Source organism: Niallia sp. Kr1, from assembly GCF_050389805.1.
Lineage (GTDB): Bacteria > Bacillota > Bacilli > Bacillales > Cytobacillaceae > Bacillus_BD.
In genome coordinates, this window is record NZ_CP130945.1 from 4534073 (window position 1) to 4550236 (window position 16164).

The window sequence follows — 16164 nt, forward strand, 5'->3', positions numbered from 1 at the left end:
TTGACTCACTATAACCCTATCATAGCCACCAGTGTTTTTAATTTTATCTTAACAGGTTCTTTTAATGTTAGAAAAGGCCTCTCGTTCATATATAGTAGTCCAATTAAAAGCGGGATCATCATTATTCCATATATGGAAAGGAGTTTGGTCATAAAATGATGTCGGTGGATTATTACCATTAGAATAATACTGGGGAATGCCAACCCGATTGTTACCCCTAATATATTAGCAATTGCATCTAAAAACTCGGCACTTCTATTCGGTAACAGATATTGCCGATATTCTTCTATCGTACCAATCGCTATTAATATCATCCATAAAAGGCATATGTTTCGCATGATCGATTTTCTCTTTGATATCAAGATCACCATCATTCCTAAAACAAATGAAATCAAGGCATAACTGAAAAAGTGCATTTGTTTATCAATCCCAAAAACTAGCGAATATTCAAGTTCCACACTCATCACTCCCCCTATCATCAGCTTAACCAATAATTGTGATACACAAACTATCAAATAGGGTGGAGCTTTTGAAACAGAGGGACGGTTCTCTCTGTTTCAAAATAAAGATCAATAGACAGACAATCTAACATAACGAGAGTAATATACAGCTTCTGCTTTTTCATCATTTTCATAAAAGAAACAAAAAAGTCCTGCGGAGATTTCTTCCACAGAACCTTCCTTCTTCTATTTATCTATTAATCCTCTGACAAAATTCGGATAGTGACAGGTAATAACTTTCACTTAATAATTACAGTAAGTGATAGAAAAAATTATGTATTGAATGATTAGCTGAGGGTGTCGAGACAAAGACAGAATTGCAGACAAACTATTTATGATTGACTAGAGTTGCTGTAGTTTAAGGTGGCACTAGACGTTCGTTTAACACAACGAAAAGTCTTTGTTGAAAAATAATTGTAAGAATCTAAGGTTGATCAGTTCATTGAATTAGCCGATACAACAGAGAAAGCACATGCTTAGGCTCAAGTATTTCATTCAGAAAGCGAAATTTTGAATGTATCCTCCCTTTTCTCCAAAACTCGATCAATTCGATCAATAAACATTTGGTAGACTTTTTTCTTTTCTTCTAACCCTTTTATTAATTCTTTTAGTTCATTGAATCTCTTCTCAAAGGGCTTTTGATACTGCTCTCTAATGTTTCGAATCATTTCCTCATTCGTTGTAGATTGGACGACCTGCTTCGTGATGTTATATTTATAATTATATACTTGCAATTCACTTCTCGTCTCTTCATATTCTTGATCGATTCCCTCTAACATTGCGTTTATTTCCACTTTCCACTCTTGCAATGCTTTTTCAGCATATGAATCCATTCAAATCCCCCTTTTTCCAAACAAGATTTAAAGACCTATTCTATCATTGTACCAAGCAATCATTTCATTCCCTTTTCGAATAGATTACAAAATGAGTCACAGGGACAGGTCCCGTGACTCATTTGTGATACTGGCGTGAGTCGAGGGACTGTCCCCCTGACTCACCGTGACTCATCTCCCTGCTTTAAAGCTGTTGGAGATTCTTGTTACGATTTTATCGTATTTGTCCTTTTGTCCAGTTGGATATTTCATTTGAAGTGTGTAGATAACGTCATTATTTATCATTGCTTTTTCATAATGGATATTAAATCCATCTATATATGAAACGATGTACCAGTTATCACCTAAACGCTGATAGGCAATCGGAGAAGGTGAACTGGCTAGAGCCCGATGATAATAATCTTCAATGGTTTCATTGTCTTCAACTGTATTGATATGACTTCCATAGGCCACCATTGTAAATTCTCCGTTCGTAAAGCTTCGACCATCATCATTGGTTGGCGGTTCTCCCATCGTAAAGCTTGTTGGATATTCGACAGAAAACCCAAATCTAGCATTATTATAAGTCTTGAACGCAGCAGCTTCCTTTTGTTTCTTTTTCGGCTCGTCTGCTTTTTCTCCCTTTGCTACCTCTTGTTTGTTTTCCGTTTCTTTTTCAAGAGCTGTATCGCTGCCCTTTTGCTCTTGGATCTCTTCTGTTAACGCTACAAGCTTGCTTTGATACGTTGAATCATCGCCCAATTGCTCTTTTAAAGCAGTTAGTTTTCCTTGGGCTTCGTCATAATGACCACTTTCAATTAGGTTTTGAATGGTATTTAGTTCATTTTGATATACCGATTCCTGTTTTTTCTCGGAAATCTCCTTTTTCAAATCACTAGCATCTGTTTTCACCATACTCAAGGTCTCGCCCATTTTTTCAATTTCGATAATTGTTGCCAGAGCAGCATCATAATCCTCATCTTCCATTGACTGAACAGCCTGTTTAAGCAAATTTGCCTGTTCTAGGTAGGATTTAGTTTTAGGATCTGCCTCATCCTCCGCCAGCGCCATTTCAAAGTATGAGACCGCTGAAGCATAATTCTTCTCTGCTAGCATATCCATTCCTTTATCGATCGCTTGATCCACTTCTTTACTGGAACAAGCCGATAATAAAAGAAAAAGTACTACTGTTAAAATAAGAACTGTTAACTTTCTCATCATTTCCTCCATATTTCGCTTCATTTCTTCATTCTGAACATTTCATTCTGGTTTTGAAGTTAGTTTTTCCAGCGAATTGTTTTCCAAGCTCTTCTCCAAAAATTTAACTATTTCGACAGTTAATTATAACAAAAGATGCTCAAATGTGTTTATAACTTCTCTTTTTCTCACTAGGTTTTGGTTATGTCCATCATTCCTTGTCCGAAAATAAATAGGTATGCTTATCCTGCCATGAAGCCAGATAATAAATGCACCTAGTCAACCTTTTTCGAGGACGCCTGTTCCGTTATTTCGATAAAAACCTATGATTTTTATGATAATCGGACACTCGTTCCGCTATTTTAGTTATTTTGAAGTTAATTAGAGTGATACGAGATTAATAAAGGAACTGATGTCCAGAAAGGCAATGATGGAAACGTTTATTTGCAAAATAGGAGATTCTATGTCCGCCGTATAGTAATCAAAAGAATGAAGCTCGGATAAAATGATTCTAGTTCCTTTCTTAATGCTCATTGTTCATTTACTTTAGTTTTCATTTATGATCTACAGCACCGCTAATTTCAATGCCTTTTTTCATTTTTTACTAAAAAAGGGAACCCGTTATTATAATAGATAGTCTCTTTAATTTCCTTCTTTATGCGAAAATCAATGTTTGCTTTTTCTTCGAATCCGATCAAAATCAGTTTTTATGTACTGAAACAATTTAGCATTCCCACCACGATCAGGATGAGCTAATTTTAATAACTCTTTATAAGCGGATAATACCTCTTGATTGCTTGCCATTTTGGAAAGCCCTAATTTTTGTTTATCGACATGTAAAGGAGAAGGTGATTCTTGGGATCCTGACTTTGGTTGAGTTGTACCAGATGCGTTTTCCTTAAGTTTAATCAGTTGATCACGTAAAGCGATATTCTCTTTTAATAAATCCATACTTTCTTGTTGTAATCGTTGGTTTTCTTTTTTTAAAAATAGAATTTCTCCCTTTAACTGTTCTCTCTGTCTAGCAAAGGTTTGGGCTGTTGTTTCATGTAACTTTTCAATGCCGGTAATATGATTATTTTGTGCGTGAATTTTTGCTTTTAACTGTTTAATCGTTAATTCCTTATCAGGATTTTTATAGTCCTTCATAAATTGCTCCAAGGAATGGGCATCGATCGTTAAGCCGATTGACATAATTCTATCTTCTCGTATCCATTTTCTAAATACATCAATATCGTCGGTGATTCCCGCTTCCTTTAACAACGAAAAGGCCTCGTCCCATTTCAAGTGATCCCCCCCTTATCCGATTGGAGTTTAAACATAATTGGTAGACTTTTTTCAATTATTTTAACAACTAATAATAGCATGATGATATTACTTTATGTGGGGGTTTTCTACAATTCTTGACATCATTTAATAGAATCGTTACAAAAGTTACCATTCTTTTTTTCTATTAACATGATTGAAACACAACTTATCAACTATATTATACTGTTTTTTTATTTAAAGAGGCTTGCAATACAGCAGTCAAAATGGATGAATGCCCCTTCTAGATATTCCTTATTCTGAGAGTGTCTGAATCTCACGTTATTTAGTGATAACTAAAAATGCAACAACAAGAACCGTCCCCCTGTTTCAAACAACGAGAACTGCCGCCCCCTGTTTGACCAGCCCCTGTTTCCCCTGTTTTGTAGAATTTTGTCATGTTAATAGTTTGGTATTTTGTGTTACAATCGTACAATAGATTTTTAAAAAATTTGTCGATTTTTGAGAAAGGGTGTCAAAGTAGTGATTGAATCAGGAGAGACCATTGACAGCAGGAGCCACGTAACTAACCGACCTCCTCATCCAAATCCCCGCCTGACCAACAGGAAGAAAGTGTTTAATCGATTTATCCGGAATAAATCGGCTGTTGTTGGTGGATTTTTTATACTTTTTACTATAATTATTGCAATATTCGGTCCGTTTTTTGCTCCATATGATCCGACTGCACAGGATATCGTAAATAAACTCCAGCCTCCATCGAGCGAGCATTGGTTTGGTACCGATAATTTTGGAAGGGATATTTTTAGCCGTATCCTTCACGGTACTGCTATTACCTTATTTGTTGGCTTCGCCTCGGTCGCTTTAGGAGCAACCCTTGGCGTTCTACTCGGTATTGTTTCTGGTTATTATGGTGGAAAAACCGACAGTGTCATCATGAGAAGTATGGACGTCCTACTAGCTTTTCCAGGAATTTTACTAGCACTAGCCATTGTGAGTGTGCTTGGAGGAAGTATCATTAATGTAGTGATTGCAGTATCCATTTCCTCTATTCCTATATTTGCTAGGATTGTAAGGGGCTCTACCTTATCTGTTAAAAAACTAGAGTATATTGATGCAATAAGAGCATTAGGGGCAAGTGATAGAAGAATTATTTTCAAACATATTTTTCCAAATATTACGTCACCGCTTATTGTCCAAGCAACCTTAAATATAGCGACGGCGATCTTATCAGCTAGTGGTCTTTCCTTCCTTGGTCTAGGCGCTCAACCACCTACACCAGAATGGGGAGCCATGCTTAGTGATGGTCGAAACTTCTTATATAATGCACCTCATGTCGCGTTAATTCCTGGGCTTGCGATTGCCATTGTGGTCCTTGCTTTTAACATACTGGGCGATGGACTCAGAGATGCATTAGATCCAAAGGCAAAAGACTAGAGAGGTGAACAACATTGTTTAAGTTTATTTTACGAAGGATCCTACAGACCATTCCCGTTCTAATCGGGGTGTCTATTTTAGTATTCAGCATGATGCACTTAGTTCCTGGGGACCCTGCCCAAATTATGGCTGGGGAAAATGCTCCAAAAGAACAAGTTGAAAATATTAGAGAAAGCTTAGGATTGAATGATCCCTTACCTGTTCAGTACTTCACTTATATTGGAAATGCGATTCAGGGTGATCTAGGAAATTCGATTCGTAGTGGACGTGACGTAATGGATGAAATTAGCTCACGTTTTTGGGTAACAGTGGAGCTGTCCGTGTACAGTACGATTTTGGCCATTTTTATCGGGATTATTGCCGGAGTGATTTCCGCAACGAGAAAAAATACATGGATTGATACGGGAATCATGGTGGTGGCCCTTTTCGGTTTATCGATGCCAAGTTTCTGGTTAGGCTTGATGCTTATTCAGTGGTTTGCCATTGGAATAGACTTACCGAGTTGGATTCCCTTCCTTGAAAATACAAGATGGTTCAAGCCATCCGGTTGGGGAAGCTTCGAACAACTCGTTCTGCCAGTGATTACACTCGGAACGGGTAGTGCAGCGATTATTGCGCGGATGACGCGCTCCAGCATGCTGGATGTGATTGGACAAGATTATATTCGTACAGCTCGAGCTAAAGGGGTTAAGGAACGTGTCGTGATTTATCGCCACGCTCTAAAAAACGCATTAATCCCCGTTGTAACGGTTGTTGGTCTTCAATTTGGCGGTCTGCTCGGCGGTGCTGTCTTAACCGAAACCGTATTTGCCATTAATGGAATGGGACGACTCGTCATTGATTCCATCAGTGCTAGAGACTTCCCAGTTGTGCAAGGAACGATTTTGGTTATCGCCCTCCTATTTGTAGGGGTGAATTTACTAGTGGATATCACCTATAAATTCTTGAACAAACGAATCGACCTGGATTAGACGAAATCATCGTTACTAGAAAGGAATATGCATATGGCAACAACTCATTCATATGAAAATATTTTAGAAATCAAAGAGTTACGAACTTCATTTTTTACAAAAAATAATGAAGTAAAGGCAGTGGATGGTGTCTCGTTCTCGATTCCTAAGCGGAAAACGCTCGGTGTTGTTGGGGAATCTGGGTCAGGGAAAAGCATTACCTCCCTATCCATTCTTAGATTAATAGAAAAACCAGGAAAAGTGGTGGGTGGAGAAATCTATTTTAAAGGGGAAAATCTATTAGATAAAACCGAAGCAGACATGCGCAAAATTCGTGGAAACGAAATATCTATGATTTTCCAAGAACCGATGACCTCATTAAATCCAACCTTTACGATTGGTCAGCAGATTGGGGAAGCTTTTAAAATCCATCAAGGACTAGGTAAAAAAGAAGCACTAGAGCGATCGGTTGAAATGTTAAAACTCGTCGGGATCCCATCCCCAGAAAAACGAGTAAAACAGTATCCGTACGAACTATCAGGTGGGATGAGACAACGGGTCATGATCGCGATGGCACTGGCATGCAATCCTGATTTATTAATAGCTGATGAACCAACGACCGCACTGGACGTTACGATTCAAGCACAGATTTTAGATTTAATCAAAGATCTTCAAGCCGAATTAGGCATGGGCGTTCTTTTCATCACCCATGATCTTGGAGTAGTGGCGGAAACCTGTGATGTTGTAGCGGTCATGTACTGCGGTCAAGTGGTAGAATACGCCGACGTAAAAACATTATTCAAGCATCCAAAGCATCCATACACAGTCGGTCTCATGAACTCCATTCCCCCACACGACCACGATATTGAAGGGGATCTGCAAACCATTCAAGGTTCTGTACCAAATCCGAATGAAATGCCAACAGGATGCCGTTTTGCTCCTCGTTGTCCATTTGCAACAGAACTTTGTAAAACTAAATTGCCTGATTTGAAAACAGATGAAGAAGGAAATCAAATTCGCTGCTGGATTTATACAGATGAGTGGGATGGAGACGCGGAGGTGAATGTCCATGCAACAACAGAAAGAACTTCTTAAAGTAACGAATTTGAAACAGTATTTTCCCATCAAAGGTGGAATTTTGGGAAGAACCGTCAATCATGTAAAAGCAGTAGATGACATTTCCTTCACCGTTTATGAAGGGGAAACATTAAGCATTGTTGGTGAATCAGGTTGTGGGAAATCGACTACAGGACGTGCCATCCTGAGGCTGGATGAACCCACTTCAGGTAGCGTGGATTTTGATGGTGTCGATTTATTGTCCCTTAATAAAAAAGAAATGAACAAAATGAGGAAAAACCTTCAAATCATTTTTCAGGACCCCTATGCTTCGATTAACCCTAGGCACACGGTTCGCCAAATTTTAACGGAAGCAATGGAAATTCAACATGTTTTACCAAAAGATCAGCGGGATGACAGAGTCATCGAACTACTTGAAACAGTAGGTCTAGGTGCACACCAAGCAGACAGATTGCCTCATGAATTTAGTGGTGGACAAAGACAACGGATTGGGATTGCACGGGCGTTATCTGTTAATCCTAAACTCATTATTGCTGATGAAGCGGTATCTGCATTAGATGTATCGATTCAAGCCCAGGTCTTAAATTTACTAAAAAAATTGCAGCGTGAATTTCGTTTAACTTATCTATTTATTTCACATGACCTTGGGGTTGTCCGTCACATTTCAGATCGAATCATCGTGATGTATTTAGGTAAAATAGTAGAAATTGCCGATAAAAAATCATTGTTTGAAAATCCACAACATCCTTATACAAAATCGCTATTATCAGCGATTCCAAGTACGAATGTCGATCATAAAAAAGAACGGATCATTCTAAAAGGGGATGTTCCTTCACCGATTGATCCGCCAACAGGCTGCCGATTCCATACACGTTGTCCTTTTGCTACAGAGTTGTGTAGAACAGAAACACCAGAGCTTCGAAGTGCCGACAATATGAAAGATGGCCATCAAGCGGCATGTCACTATATGGAAGAGATCTCGGCTAATAAGTTGCAGACAACTGTATAATAGATTAACCGGAAAAGACTCCACCACTGGAGTCTTTTTCTAAAAATAGTTAACATGTTACAGCACTAATTCAACAAATCCCGATAAATTTTCTTGGTTTTCGAGAAAAATACATTGATTGCTTCACCGCGTTAGTATAAAATAGATAGGAATTTGTCGATTCATGTCAAAATTTTTACACGATATGAATTTAGAAAATTCCACAATATCCAAATAAACAGGGAGATGTAATCATGTACAACTTAGTGAAACAACTTAGTCAATTACATGGTCCATGTGGGTATGAGCAGAATGTCACCTACTTTATTAGAGACTATGTTCAGGAGAAAGTAACGGAGTCCTGCGTCGATGCATTAGGGAATGTGATCGCAAGGAAAAAAGGAACGAAACCTGGACCTGTCACACTATTGACTGCACATATGGATGAGGTCGGCTTCATCGTCAAAAAAATCGAGGAGAATGGCTTACTTCGCTTCGAAAAACTTGGTGGACATGATGACCGGATTCTTCTCGCACAACCCGTAAAGGTGCTTGGCTCAAAAGGTGAATGCGATGGCGTGATTGGAACCATCTCGGTTCATTATCTTAAATATGATGATCCCAAAAAGGTTCGAGCTCATTCCGAGTTGTACATAGATATTGGTGCCTCCTCCAAACAAGAGGTCATGGATATGGGTGTAGAAGTTGGAACACCGGTTACTTGGGCAACGGAAACGAAGGTAATTGGAAAAGCCAATAATCAAAAGATCGTTGGAAAAGCCCTCGATGATCGTGCAGGTTGTGCGGTTCTGTTGGCTGTATTAGATGAAATCCAGGACAAAGATTTTGCTGGGGAAATCGTCTTTCTTTTTACCGTCCAAGAGGAAGTAGGTTTAAGAGGCGCGCAAACCGCTTTGAGTGGATTAACCGACATCGATCTGGCTATTGCCGTCGATACGACTGCTGTTAGTGACACTCCAGAGGAAACGATGGATCAAAGCTTACGCATCGGTGCCGGTACAGGGATTAAAGTCATGGATTTTAGCTTGATTGTCCAAAAAACAATCAAAGATCGCTTGAAAACCATTGCGCAGGAAGAAGAGATTCCATACCAATTGGAGGTTTTCCCTGGCATTGGTACAGACGGTGGAGCTGTTGCGTTATCGAACAAAGGGATCCCGACAGGTGTATTATCCATTCCATCCCGTTATGCCCACTCTCCTGTAGAGGTCATAAGTGTTGCTGATTTAGTGGCAACAAAAGATTTACTAATAGCATTCCTATTCCATTTGGATGAAGGGACAAGTTTTGCATTTTAAAAAAGAAACAGAAGGGGAAAAACAATATGAAAACATCTAAGAAATCATTCATTGTTACGGTTTTTGCCGTTTTACTAAGTTTATTCCTTGCCGCTTGTGCAAGTGAACCAGAAGATCAAACGTCTGATAATAATGGCGACAAAGCACAAAGCACAGGCGGAGATTTAGTCATTGCCACACAATCAGATGCCGTATCATTAGATCCGCAATTATCAAACGATACTTCATCTGCCAATGTCCGAATCAATATTTACGATACATTAGTAACCCAAGACGGGAACATGGAATTACAACCCAGCCTTGCAGAAAGTTGGGAACAAGTTGATGATACGACTTGGGAATTTAAACTTCGTGAAGGTGTAACATACCATGATGGATCGACTTTTAATGCAGAAGTGGTAAAAGCAAATATCGATCGTATCCTTGACCCTAAAGTTGCATCACCAGCTGCGTTTATGTATAACATGGTAAAAGAAGTTCAAGTGGTTGACGAGTATACCGTACGATTTATTACGGAATTTCCTTTCGCACCACTACCAGCGCACTTAGCACACCCTGTTGGTGGAATGATTTCAAAAGATCAAATTGAAGCAGATTATGCGGCAATGGAATCTGGAGAAAAAGCAGGTAGTGTGATTAATGAGCATCCAATCGGATCAGGTCCATTCAAATTCAAGGAATGGAAAACAGGTCAATCTATTACGTTAGTAAAAAATGATGACTATTGGAACACACCGGCATTGCTTAATTCCGTTACATTTAAAGTCGTTCCAGAAGACTTAACACGTATTTCAGAATTGACTACTGGGGATTCTCATATATCTATGCCGCTTAGCCCATCTGATGTCGCTCAAGTAGAGGGTACCGATGGAATGCATGTACAACGACAAGAAAGTTCATCATTGTCTTATATCGGATTCAATATGGACAAAAAACCATTTGATGATGTTCGTGTCCGTCAAGCTATTTCCATGGCCATTGATAAAGAAGAAATCATTAAGGGCATTTATGATGGTGTAGGAATCCCTGCAAACGGACCACTAGCCCCAGGAATTTTTGGTTATGATAAAGATCTTAAAGCTCCAGAATACAATATCGAAGAAGCGAAAAAATTATTAGCAGAAGCTGGATATGCTGATGGCTTCTCTACCACTATTTGGGTTAACGATGACCGTCAGCGTGTAGATACGGCAACAAATGTCCAAGCACAACTTGCTAAAATTGGGATTGACGCAAAAGTGGAAACGTTGGAATTTGGTGCGATGTTAGAAAAGACAGCAAACGGAGAACACGACATGATGGTATTTGGCTGGACAACCGTTACAGGTGACGCAGACAATGGCTTGTTCCCATTGTTCCACTCAGCGAACCTAGGAGCTCCAGGAAATCGTACCTTTACGGTAGATGAAGAGTTAGACCAACACCTAGCGGAAGCTCGACAAACGATCGATTCCGAAAAACGTTTAGATTTATATAGCAAAGCACAAGAAAGACTGATTGAAATTGCACCAACTGTAAACATTCTTTACCTAGAACATTTATTAGGCGTACGTGATGAAGTAAAGGGATTAACACAACTCCCAACCCAATTATTACAGCTTAAAAACGTATCTATTGAAGAATAAAACAGGGGGACGGTTCTCAGCGTTTCATTTTGAAACGCCGGAAACAGGGGGACGGTTCTCAGCGTTTCATTTTGAAACGCCGGAACCGTCCCCTTGTTTTTCTACCTTTTCCCCTTTATTGTTCGGGGATTGATTCACGAAAAAATTCTTCACCATTATCAATAACCGTATATTCTGCCTCTGTTTGTTTAGTATCCGGATTGATCAACTCTACTGTCACTTTTAAAGCAACATCACTTTCTAAATCTTTTACACCCCAGATCCGTAAAAACTTTGCTTGTTCTAAAAATACAGTTTCTACGGTTAATACATCTTCCTTTTCCCCATCTATAGATTCTAAATGGACAAAGGCCTGTATAAATTCGATAGGCTGGTCCTTACTTTCCAAATACGTTTGTAAAAAAGTCAAATACTTAGGAAAATCCAATAATTTATCTTCAAAAAAGTACTTCTCAAATTCGGTAGGATCCGCTGTGTAAAATAATTGCTTTTGCATATAACCATTCCCCTTCACGATCTTTTTCTCCCATTATAACATTGAAACATGGGGACGGTTCTCAGCGTTTCACTCTTTCAGGCGTCAGGACAGTTCTAGTGTTTCAAATATCTTAAAAATAAAATTATTCCCTTGGTTTCTTACTAATTCAAGATCAAGCCATTAGTATCTTTAGTTTGGGTAAAATGAAACAAGGAGAACCGTCCCCCTGTTACAGATCGCCATAGCTTTAGGCTATACCAAACGATAGTTTATACGTGTTACGCTATACGGATTCCACCATGCTACAATTACTTTCATACAACAGGCGGTGTCGATGCATCGACATAACATACTTATATTGATTGGAGAGATTTAAAATGAATCCTGTTTCATTTTTTGAGCAAAGCAAATTAAAACCCTTCCACATTTGGTTCGTTTTTTGGTTATTTATCATTATGATGTTTGAAGGATATGATGTCGTGATCTACGGGGCGACCATTCCTTTCTTAAAAGAATCATGGGGAATATCTGATATCGTAGCAGGTTCGATCGGCAGTTATACAACCATTGGGACAGCCATTGGTGCTGTAATTTTCGGATTATATTCCGATCGGTTTGAGCGGAAACGTATCATTATTTTAACGACCGTTATGTTTAGCCTTTTCACTATGTTGTCAGGTTTTGCACCGAATGCAACCTTCTTCACGGTTTGTCGAGTGATTGCTGGATTAGGATTTGGAGGAGCAATGCCGAATGTCGCTTCGCTTATTTCTGAATATGCACCATTAAAATTTCGAGCAGCGATTATTTCCTTTATCTTTTGTGGATATTCCGTTGGTGCGATGGGCGCCTCTTTTATCGGTCAGGCCGTCCTTCCTGATTTTGGCTGGCAACCGGTTTACTGGATCGGAGCGATTCCTTTATTTTTACTCCCATTAATGGTAAAGGCCATTCCTGAATCACTGGAATACCTGCTGACGAACAAACAGCATAACCGTATTGCGAAGATTGTTGATAAAATTCAACCTAGCGTGACGGCAACACTTGATTTTACTTTTAAAAAGAAAGCAAAAGTGAAAAAATCACCGATTAGTGCTCTCTTCACGAAAAAATACGCTATTTCAACGATGATGTTCTGGTTATCGTGTTTCTGTACATTTATTCTCATGTACTCGCTTAACACTTGGTTACCCACATTAATGCTACAAACTGGTTATAACTTATCTTCAAGCTTAATGTTTGTGGCTGTCTTACAAATTGGTTCCATTGTTGGTACCTTAATTCTTGGTAATGTTATTCAAAAAGTAGGATATAAAAAGGTATTAATCCCGCTTTATTTTGTAGGCGCGGTTAGTTTAACACTGATTGGCTTTTCTACAAATCTATATCTAGCATACTTTTTAATTTTCCTTATCGGGGCTGCGACAGTGGGGCTACAAAATATGTCCAATGCATTCGTTGCTAATTATTATCCAGTCGACATTCGTTCGGCGGCCCTTGGAAGTACAATGGCCTTCGGTCGAATCGGTTCCATTGTCGCTCCAACCTATGTGGCCGTGTTGCTAACGATGAACCTACAGCCACAATTGAACTTCATGCTCATTGGAATAGCAGCCATCTTCGGCATGATCGCCATGTTTTTCATCAATGACAAAGCAGCCGATTATCAAACCGATCAACAATTAGATGAAAGTAACACCAAAACCGCTTAATCATTTTTAAAAAGTGTAAGGAGGTCTGAGAAATTCAGACCTCCTTTACTATGTGCATACTTATTGCCCAATATAATTAATGCTTGAATAGAAACACGGGGACGGTTCTCAGCGTTTCACTCTTTTAGGTGTCAAAACAGTTCTAGTGTTTCAAAAATCTTAAAGAAACAAAATTCTCCGCTTGGTTTCTAAAACATTCGAGATCTAGCCATCAGAATCTTTGTTTGGATAAAATGAAACAAGGAGAACCGTCCCCGTGTTCACCCTTGGTCACTTCTATACCATTTTTTGATGGTCGTAGCAATAGATCTTGCCTTTAAACTTTTTATTTGCAAGGCAATAAGATGTCACCTTTTCAGAGACTTGCTTATTACAGATAACGCATGTGTTATTGGTTTCATTTATCTTTACTTGCTTTTGGATACTCAATTTATGTTTTTCTCTGATTGCTGCGTCAGTAATGTTAGCATTTAGAATAGATTGATAGATTGTCGTTATGTCCTCTTGCATAAGTAAAGGTTCGTTGTGCTGTAATTTTCTCACCGCTATTTTTCGGTTGATAAATTCCGTCAGCTCTATATCATAAATGACGAGTTGATCTGATGAAATCTTTCTAAGTTCTGGGTCAATTTTAAACGTACACCTTTTCGTAAATGATATGATTGAAACAAATGTACGTTCATACTCTTTGCCAATATAATGAATCAATGCTTGAATATGGCCATAATTCTGTTTAAGCGGATTCATCATTTTAAACTTTCCATTTACTGACCAAGTTTTCCTATCTTCCCCACCATATACGGTCCCCTGATAATTTTTCGTCTCTATCACAAAGATTCCATATGGAGTAATAATTACATGATCAATTTGTGAGTAACCGGATAGCGACTTATAGTTTCTTATTAGTAAATCACTTATGTGTAAATAGTTTTTAGGAAATTGACTCAATTGTATATCGGTTTTATACTCTCCTATATCCCCTTTACGACTTGCAAACTTTTCTTTGTTTTTATCACTAGTATGTTTAGGCTTTTGTTTTTCAGCCACATCAACTTTTTTCTCCTTACGGAAAATATTCATAAATTGGAACATATTCATTTCCTTCCATTATTTATTTCTCATTATTACATATATCGGCAAAATTCCAGCAAGATAAATGACAGACAATCTAACACAACGAGAAAATAATATACACCTTCTTCTTTTTTACTATTTGCTTAAGAGGAACAAAAAGAATAGGTCTGCAGAGATTTCTCCTACAGACCCTTCCCACTTCTATTTATCTACTAATCTTTTGACAGATTTCGGGTAGTGACTGTGCACCCAATCTAGATACCCAAAATTAATCCCTTTACCTTTTAAACTTTTTACAAAAAAATAAGATTATTTTATACAATTAGTTCTTACAACCATTTTTATCACAAGTTATTTTGGTACTAGTATTCTCCCAGTGACTATAATTTTCCTTTGTATTGAATCCGCAACCAGTGTTTCCACCTTTAGTTCCATTATGCACAATTCCAGTTGGTATATGTTTAACAGCCATCTTTATCACCTCCCTTCAATCTTTTATTTTTTGAAAAAAGTGATTACGGTTCTCGCTTTTCATTGCCTGCTCCCTGTTGAAACAAGAGAAAGTTTTGGTATGTCTCTACTCTTTTTTGTTAAATGTAAAACGTGAGAAGCGTCAATATTTTCACTTAGATTCTTTTCAATCTAATACTATAGGCAATTGTATCCCTATTACCAAACCGAACATTAGTTCCTATTTATATATTTTAATCGTTTACATTGAATTTGTAAATTATTTTAAGAATATTTATCCTACACATTTGTTGAATCATTCAAACAAAATAAGATATACGGTTAACATTAGTCAATATGAAGAATAATATTGAATCTTTAACTGTTTGCTTTTTATTCATCTCGATACAGGTAATAATAGATTTGATAAAGTAGTCAAACGTGGAAGTAATAAGGCTAAAATTGCCGTTAGGAATACATGACCTATAGTCTATTAAACAAAAATAGTATTATTAATATTTAACATACAAATTAGCAAACCTCTTCATTTAAAGAAAATCCGGAATTATAATGTCTACTTTTATGAGCCAAACGAATAGCCAACCAAAACTATTGTTATATTCCCCAAAAACATTCAAAGGAATTATTCATTTCCATCAACAGGTATGAAGTTCACTATCCCCATGTCTCGCAACGTTTGATAAGTAATGAAACAACAAGAACCGTCCCCACGTTCCAAAAAATACTTTTATAACCAATCTATGTATAGTAATATAGTAATAGGTTAAAAGGAGGTGATTGTATGAAATGCCATAAGCATTATGACATGGATGCTGTGTCTCAATGTGTAGACTGTGGAAAAGCACTGTGCCCAACATGTTCTGAAAAATTTTCTTTTCCCATTTGTGATAGTTGTAATTTAGCTAGAATTGGCAATGATCGAAACATCTTAATAAAAAATACTGTAATCATGGTGGCCTTATTTATTTTTGGATTTTACCTTTCAATCACTGGGGAAAGTGGTTTCTTTATGTCACTTGTAGGCGGATACTTCATTGCAGGTATTCCATGGGGTTGGAGCGTATTAAGCCGAATTACTCCAAATATTTTCCTATTTATGCCAGTGATCGGCTGGGTCATTTACTTCAGCATTAAACTTGCTTTATCGCTAATGATCGGTATGTTTGTTACTCCTTTCAAAATTTACCAAGTAGTCAATGGATTAAAAAAAGCAAAGGAATTAGAACAATATACAAAGGCAGTTTAAGGTATGAGTACATAA

15 protein-coding genes are annotated in these 16164 nt (G+C 37.9%); 8 read left to right on the forward strand and 7 right to left on the reverse strand.

Annotation, left to right across the window (positions count from 1 at the left end):
• Positions 1–8 precede the first annotated feature (8 nt).
• From Q5760_RS22345 to Q5760_RS22360, 4 genes are all read right to left on the reverse strand, one after another.
• Positions 9–458, reverse strand: a complete 450-nt coding sequence (locus Q5760_RS22345) for a VanZ family protein (protein ID WP_428909759.1) — start codon at positions 456–458, stop codon at positions 9–11.
• 533 nt (positions 459–991) lie between these two features.
• Entirely contained in the window at positions 992–1333 is a 342-nt protein-coding gene (locus Q5760_RS22350) for a hypothetical protein (RefSeq protein WP_428909760.1), read from the reverse strand.
• Positions 1334–1504: 171 nt separating this feature from the next.
• Positions 1505–2530 carry a hypothetical protein gene (locus Q5760_RS22355; RefSeq protein WP_428909761.1) on the reverse strand — a complete coding sequence of 342 codons (1026 nt, stop codon included), beginning with the start codon at positions 2528–2530 and terminating at the stop codon, positions 1505–1507.
• 645 nt (positions 2531–3175) lie between these two features.
• Positions 3176–3796: a hypothetical protein gene (locus tag Q5760_RS22360; RefSeq protein ID WP_428909762.1), complete on the reverse strand. Its 621-nt coding sequence runs from the start codon at positions 3794–3796 to the stop codon at positions 3176–3178.
• Positions 3797–4318: 522 nt separating this feature from the next.
• Between Q5760_RS22360 and nikC the strand changes: the two genes are divergently transcribed.
• The 6 genes from nikC to Q5760_RS22390 all read left to right on the forward strand — a co-directional run bounded on the left by nikC (position 4319) and on the right by Q5760_RS22390 (position 11168).
• Positions 4319–5209, forward strand: coding sequence for a nickel transporter permease (gene nikC, locus Q5760_RS22365; RefSeq protein ID WP_428912661.1), 891 nt, complete (start codon positions 4319–4321; stop codon positions 5207–5209).
• 14 nt (positions 5210–5223) lie between these two features.
• Positions 5224–6180 carry an ABC transporter permease gene (locus tag Q5760_RS22370; protein ID WP_428909763.1) on the forward strand — a complete coding sequence of 319 codons (957 nt, stop codon included), beginning with the start codon at positions 5224–5226 and terminating at the stop codon, positions 6178–6180.
• A gap of 33 nt (positions 6181–6213) precedes the next feature.
• A complete protein-coding gene (locus Q5760_RS22375; RefSeq protein ID WP_428909764.1) occupies positions 6214–7254 on the forward strand; it encodes an ABC transporter ATP-binding protein in 1041 nt (346 codons plus the stop codon).
• A complete protein-coding gene (locus Q5760_RS22380) occupies positions 7229–8245 on the forward strand; it encodes an ABC transporter ATP-binding protein (protein ID WP_428909765.1) in 1017 nt (338 codons plus the stop codon). The genes Q5760_RS22375 and Q5760_RS22380 overlap by 26 nt, the downstream gene beginning before the upstream one ends.
• A 233-nt stretch (positions 8246–8478) precedes the next feature.
• On the forward strand, positions 8479–9543 hold the full coding sequence (locus Q5760_RS22385) for a M42 family metallopeptidase (protein WP_428909766.1): 1065 nt from the start codon (positions 8479–8481) through the stop codon (positions 9541–9543).
• A 26-nt stretch (positions 9544–9569) separates the two neighbouring features.
• Entirely contained in the window at positions 9570–11168 is a 1599-nt protein-coding gene (locus Q5760_RS22390; protein ID WP_428909767.1) for a glutathione ABC transporter substrate-binding protein, read from the forward strand.
• A 115-nt stretch (positions 11169–11283) separates the two neighbouring features.
• On the opposite strand, the gene Q5760_RS22395 is transcribed toward Q5760_RS22390, so the two are convergent.
• The gene (locus Q5760_RS22395; protein WP_428909768.1) at positions 11284–11664 is read right to left on the reverse strand and encodes a hypothetical protein; all 381 of its coding nucleotides are present in this window, start codon (positions 11662–11664) and stop codon (positions 11284–11286) included.
• Positions 11665–12023: 359 nt separating this feature from the next.
• Here Q5760_RS22395 and Q5760_RS22400 point away from each other — a divergent pair, with 359 nt between their 5' ends.
• Complete coding sequence (locus Q5760_RS22400; protein WP_428909769.1) at positions 12024–13358, forward strand: MFS transporter; 1335 nt, start codon at positions 12024–12026, stop codon at positions 13356–13358.
• Between the two features lie 276 nt (positions 13359–13634).
• Here the strand turns inward: Q5760_RS22400 and Q5760_RS22405 are convergent, their stop codons facing one another.
• Together Q5760_RS22405 and Q5760_RS22410 are read right to left on the reverse strand one after the other, a co-directional pair.
• The gene (locus tag Q5760_RS22405; protein WP_428909770.1) at positions 13635–14438 is read right to left on the reverse strand and encodes a nuclease-related domain-containing protein; all 804 of its coding nucleotides are present in this window, start codon (positions 14436–14438) and stop codon (positions 13635–13637) included.
• Between the two features lie 316 nt (positions 14439–14754).
• Positions 14755–14904 (reverse strand): hypothetical protein, encoded by a 150-nt coding sequence (locus tag Q5760_RS22410; RefSeq protein WP_428909771.1) that lies wholly within the window; start codon positions 14902–14904, stop codon positions 14755–14757.
• A gap of 780 nt (positions 14905–15684) precedes the next feature.
• Between Q5760_RS22410 and Q5760_RS22415 the strand changes: the two genes are divergently transcribed.
• Positions 15685–16149: a hypothetical protein gene (locus Q5760_RS22415; RefSeq protein ID WP_428909772.1), complete on the forward strand. Its 465-nt coding sequence runs from the start codon at positions 15685–15687 to the stop codon at positions 16147–16149.
• Positions 16150–16164 lie beyond the last annotated feature (15 nt).

What these genes read in the sequence shown, in the direction of transcription:
- Q5760_RS22375 (WP_428909764.1), top strand. Translation starts at nt 6,214, where the DNA reads ATGGCAACAACTCATTCATATGAAAATATTTTAGAAATCAAAGAGTTA.
- Q5760_RS22380 (WP_428909765.1), top strand. Translation starts at nt 7,229, where the DNA reads ATGCAACAACAGAAAGAACTTCTTAAAGTAACGAATTTGAAACAGTAT.
- Q5760_RS22350 (WP_428909760.1), bottom strand. Translation starts at nt 1,333, where the DNA reads ATGGATTCATATGCTGAAAAAGCATTGCAAGAGTGGAAAGTGGAAATA.
- Q5760_RS22395 (WP_428909768.1), bottom strand. Translation starts at nt 11,664, where the DNA reads ATGCAAAAGCAATTATTTTACACAGCGGATCCTACCGAATTTGAGAAG.
- Q5760_RS22415 (WP_428909772.1), top strand. Translation starts at nt 15,685, where the DNA reads ATGAAATGCCATAAGCATTATGACATGGATGCTGTGTCTCAATGTGTA.
- Q5760_RS22400 (WP_428909769.1), top strand. Translation starts at nt 12,024, where the DNA reads ATGAATCCTGTTTCATTTTTTGAGCAAAGCAAATTAAAACCCTTCCAC.
- Q5760_RS22405 (WP_428909770.1), bottom strand. Translation starts at nt 14,438, where the DNA reads ATGAATATTTTCCGTAAGGAGAAAAAAGTTGATGTGGCTGAAAAACAA.
- Q5760_RS22390 (WP_428909767.1), top strand. Translation starts at nt 9,570, where the DNA reads ATGAAAACATCTAAGAAATCATTCATTGTTACGGTTTTTGCCGTTTTA.
- Q5760_RS22410 (WP_428909771.1), bottom strand. Translation starts at nt 14,904, where the DNA reads ATGGCTGTTAAACATATACCAACTGGAATTGTGCATAATGGAACTAAA.
- Q5760_RS22385 (WP_428909766.1), top strand. Translation starts at nt 8,479, where the DNA reads ATGTACAACTTAGTGAAACAACTTAGTCAATTACATGGTCCATGTGGG.
- Q5760_RS22355 (WP_428909761.1), bottom strand. Translation starts at nt 2,530, where the DNA reads ATGAGAAAGTTAACAGTTCTTATTTTAACAGTAGTACTTTTTCTTTTA.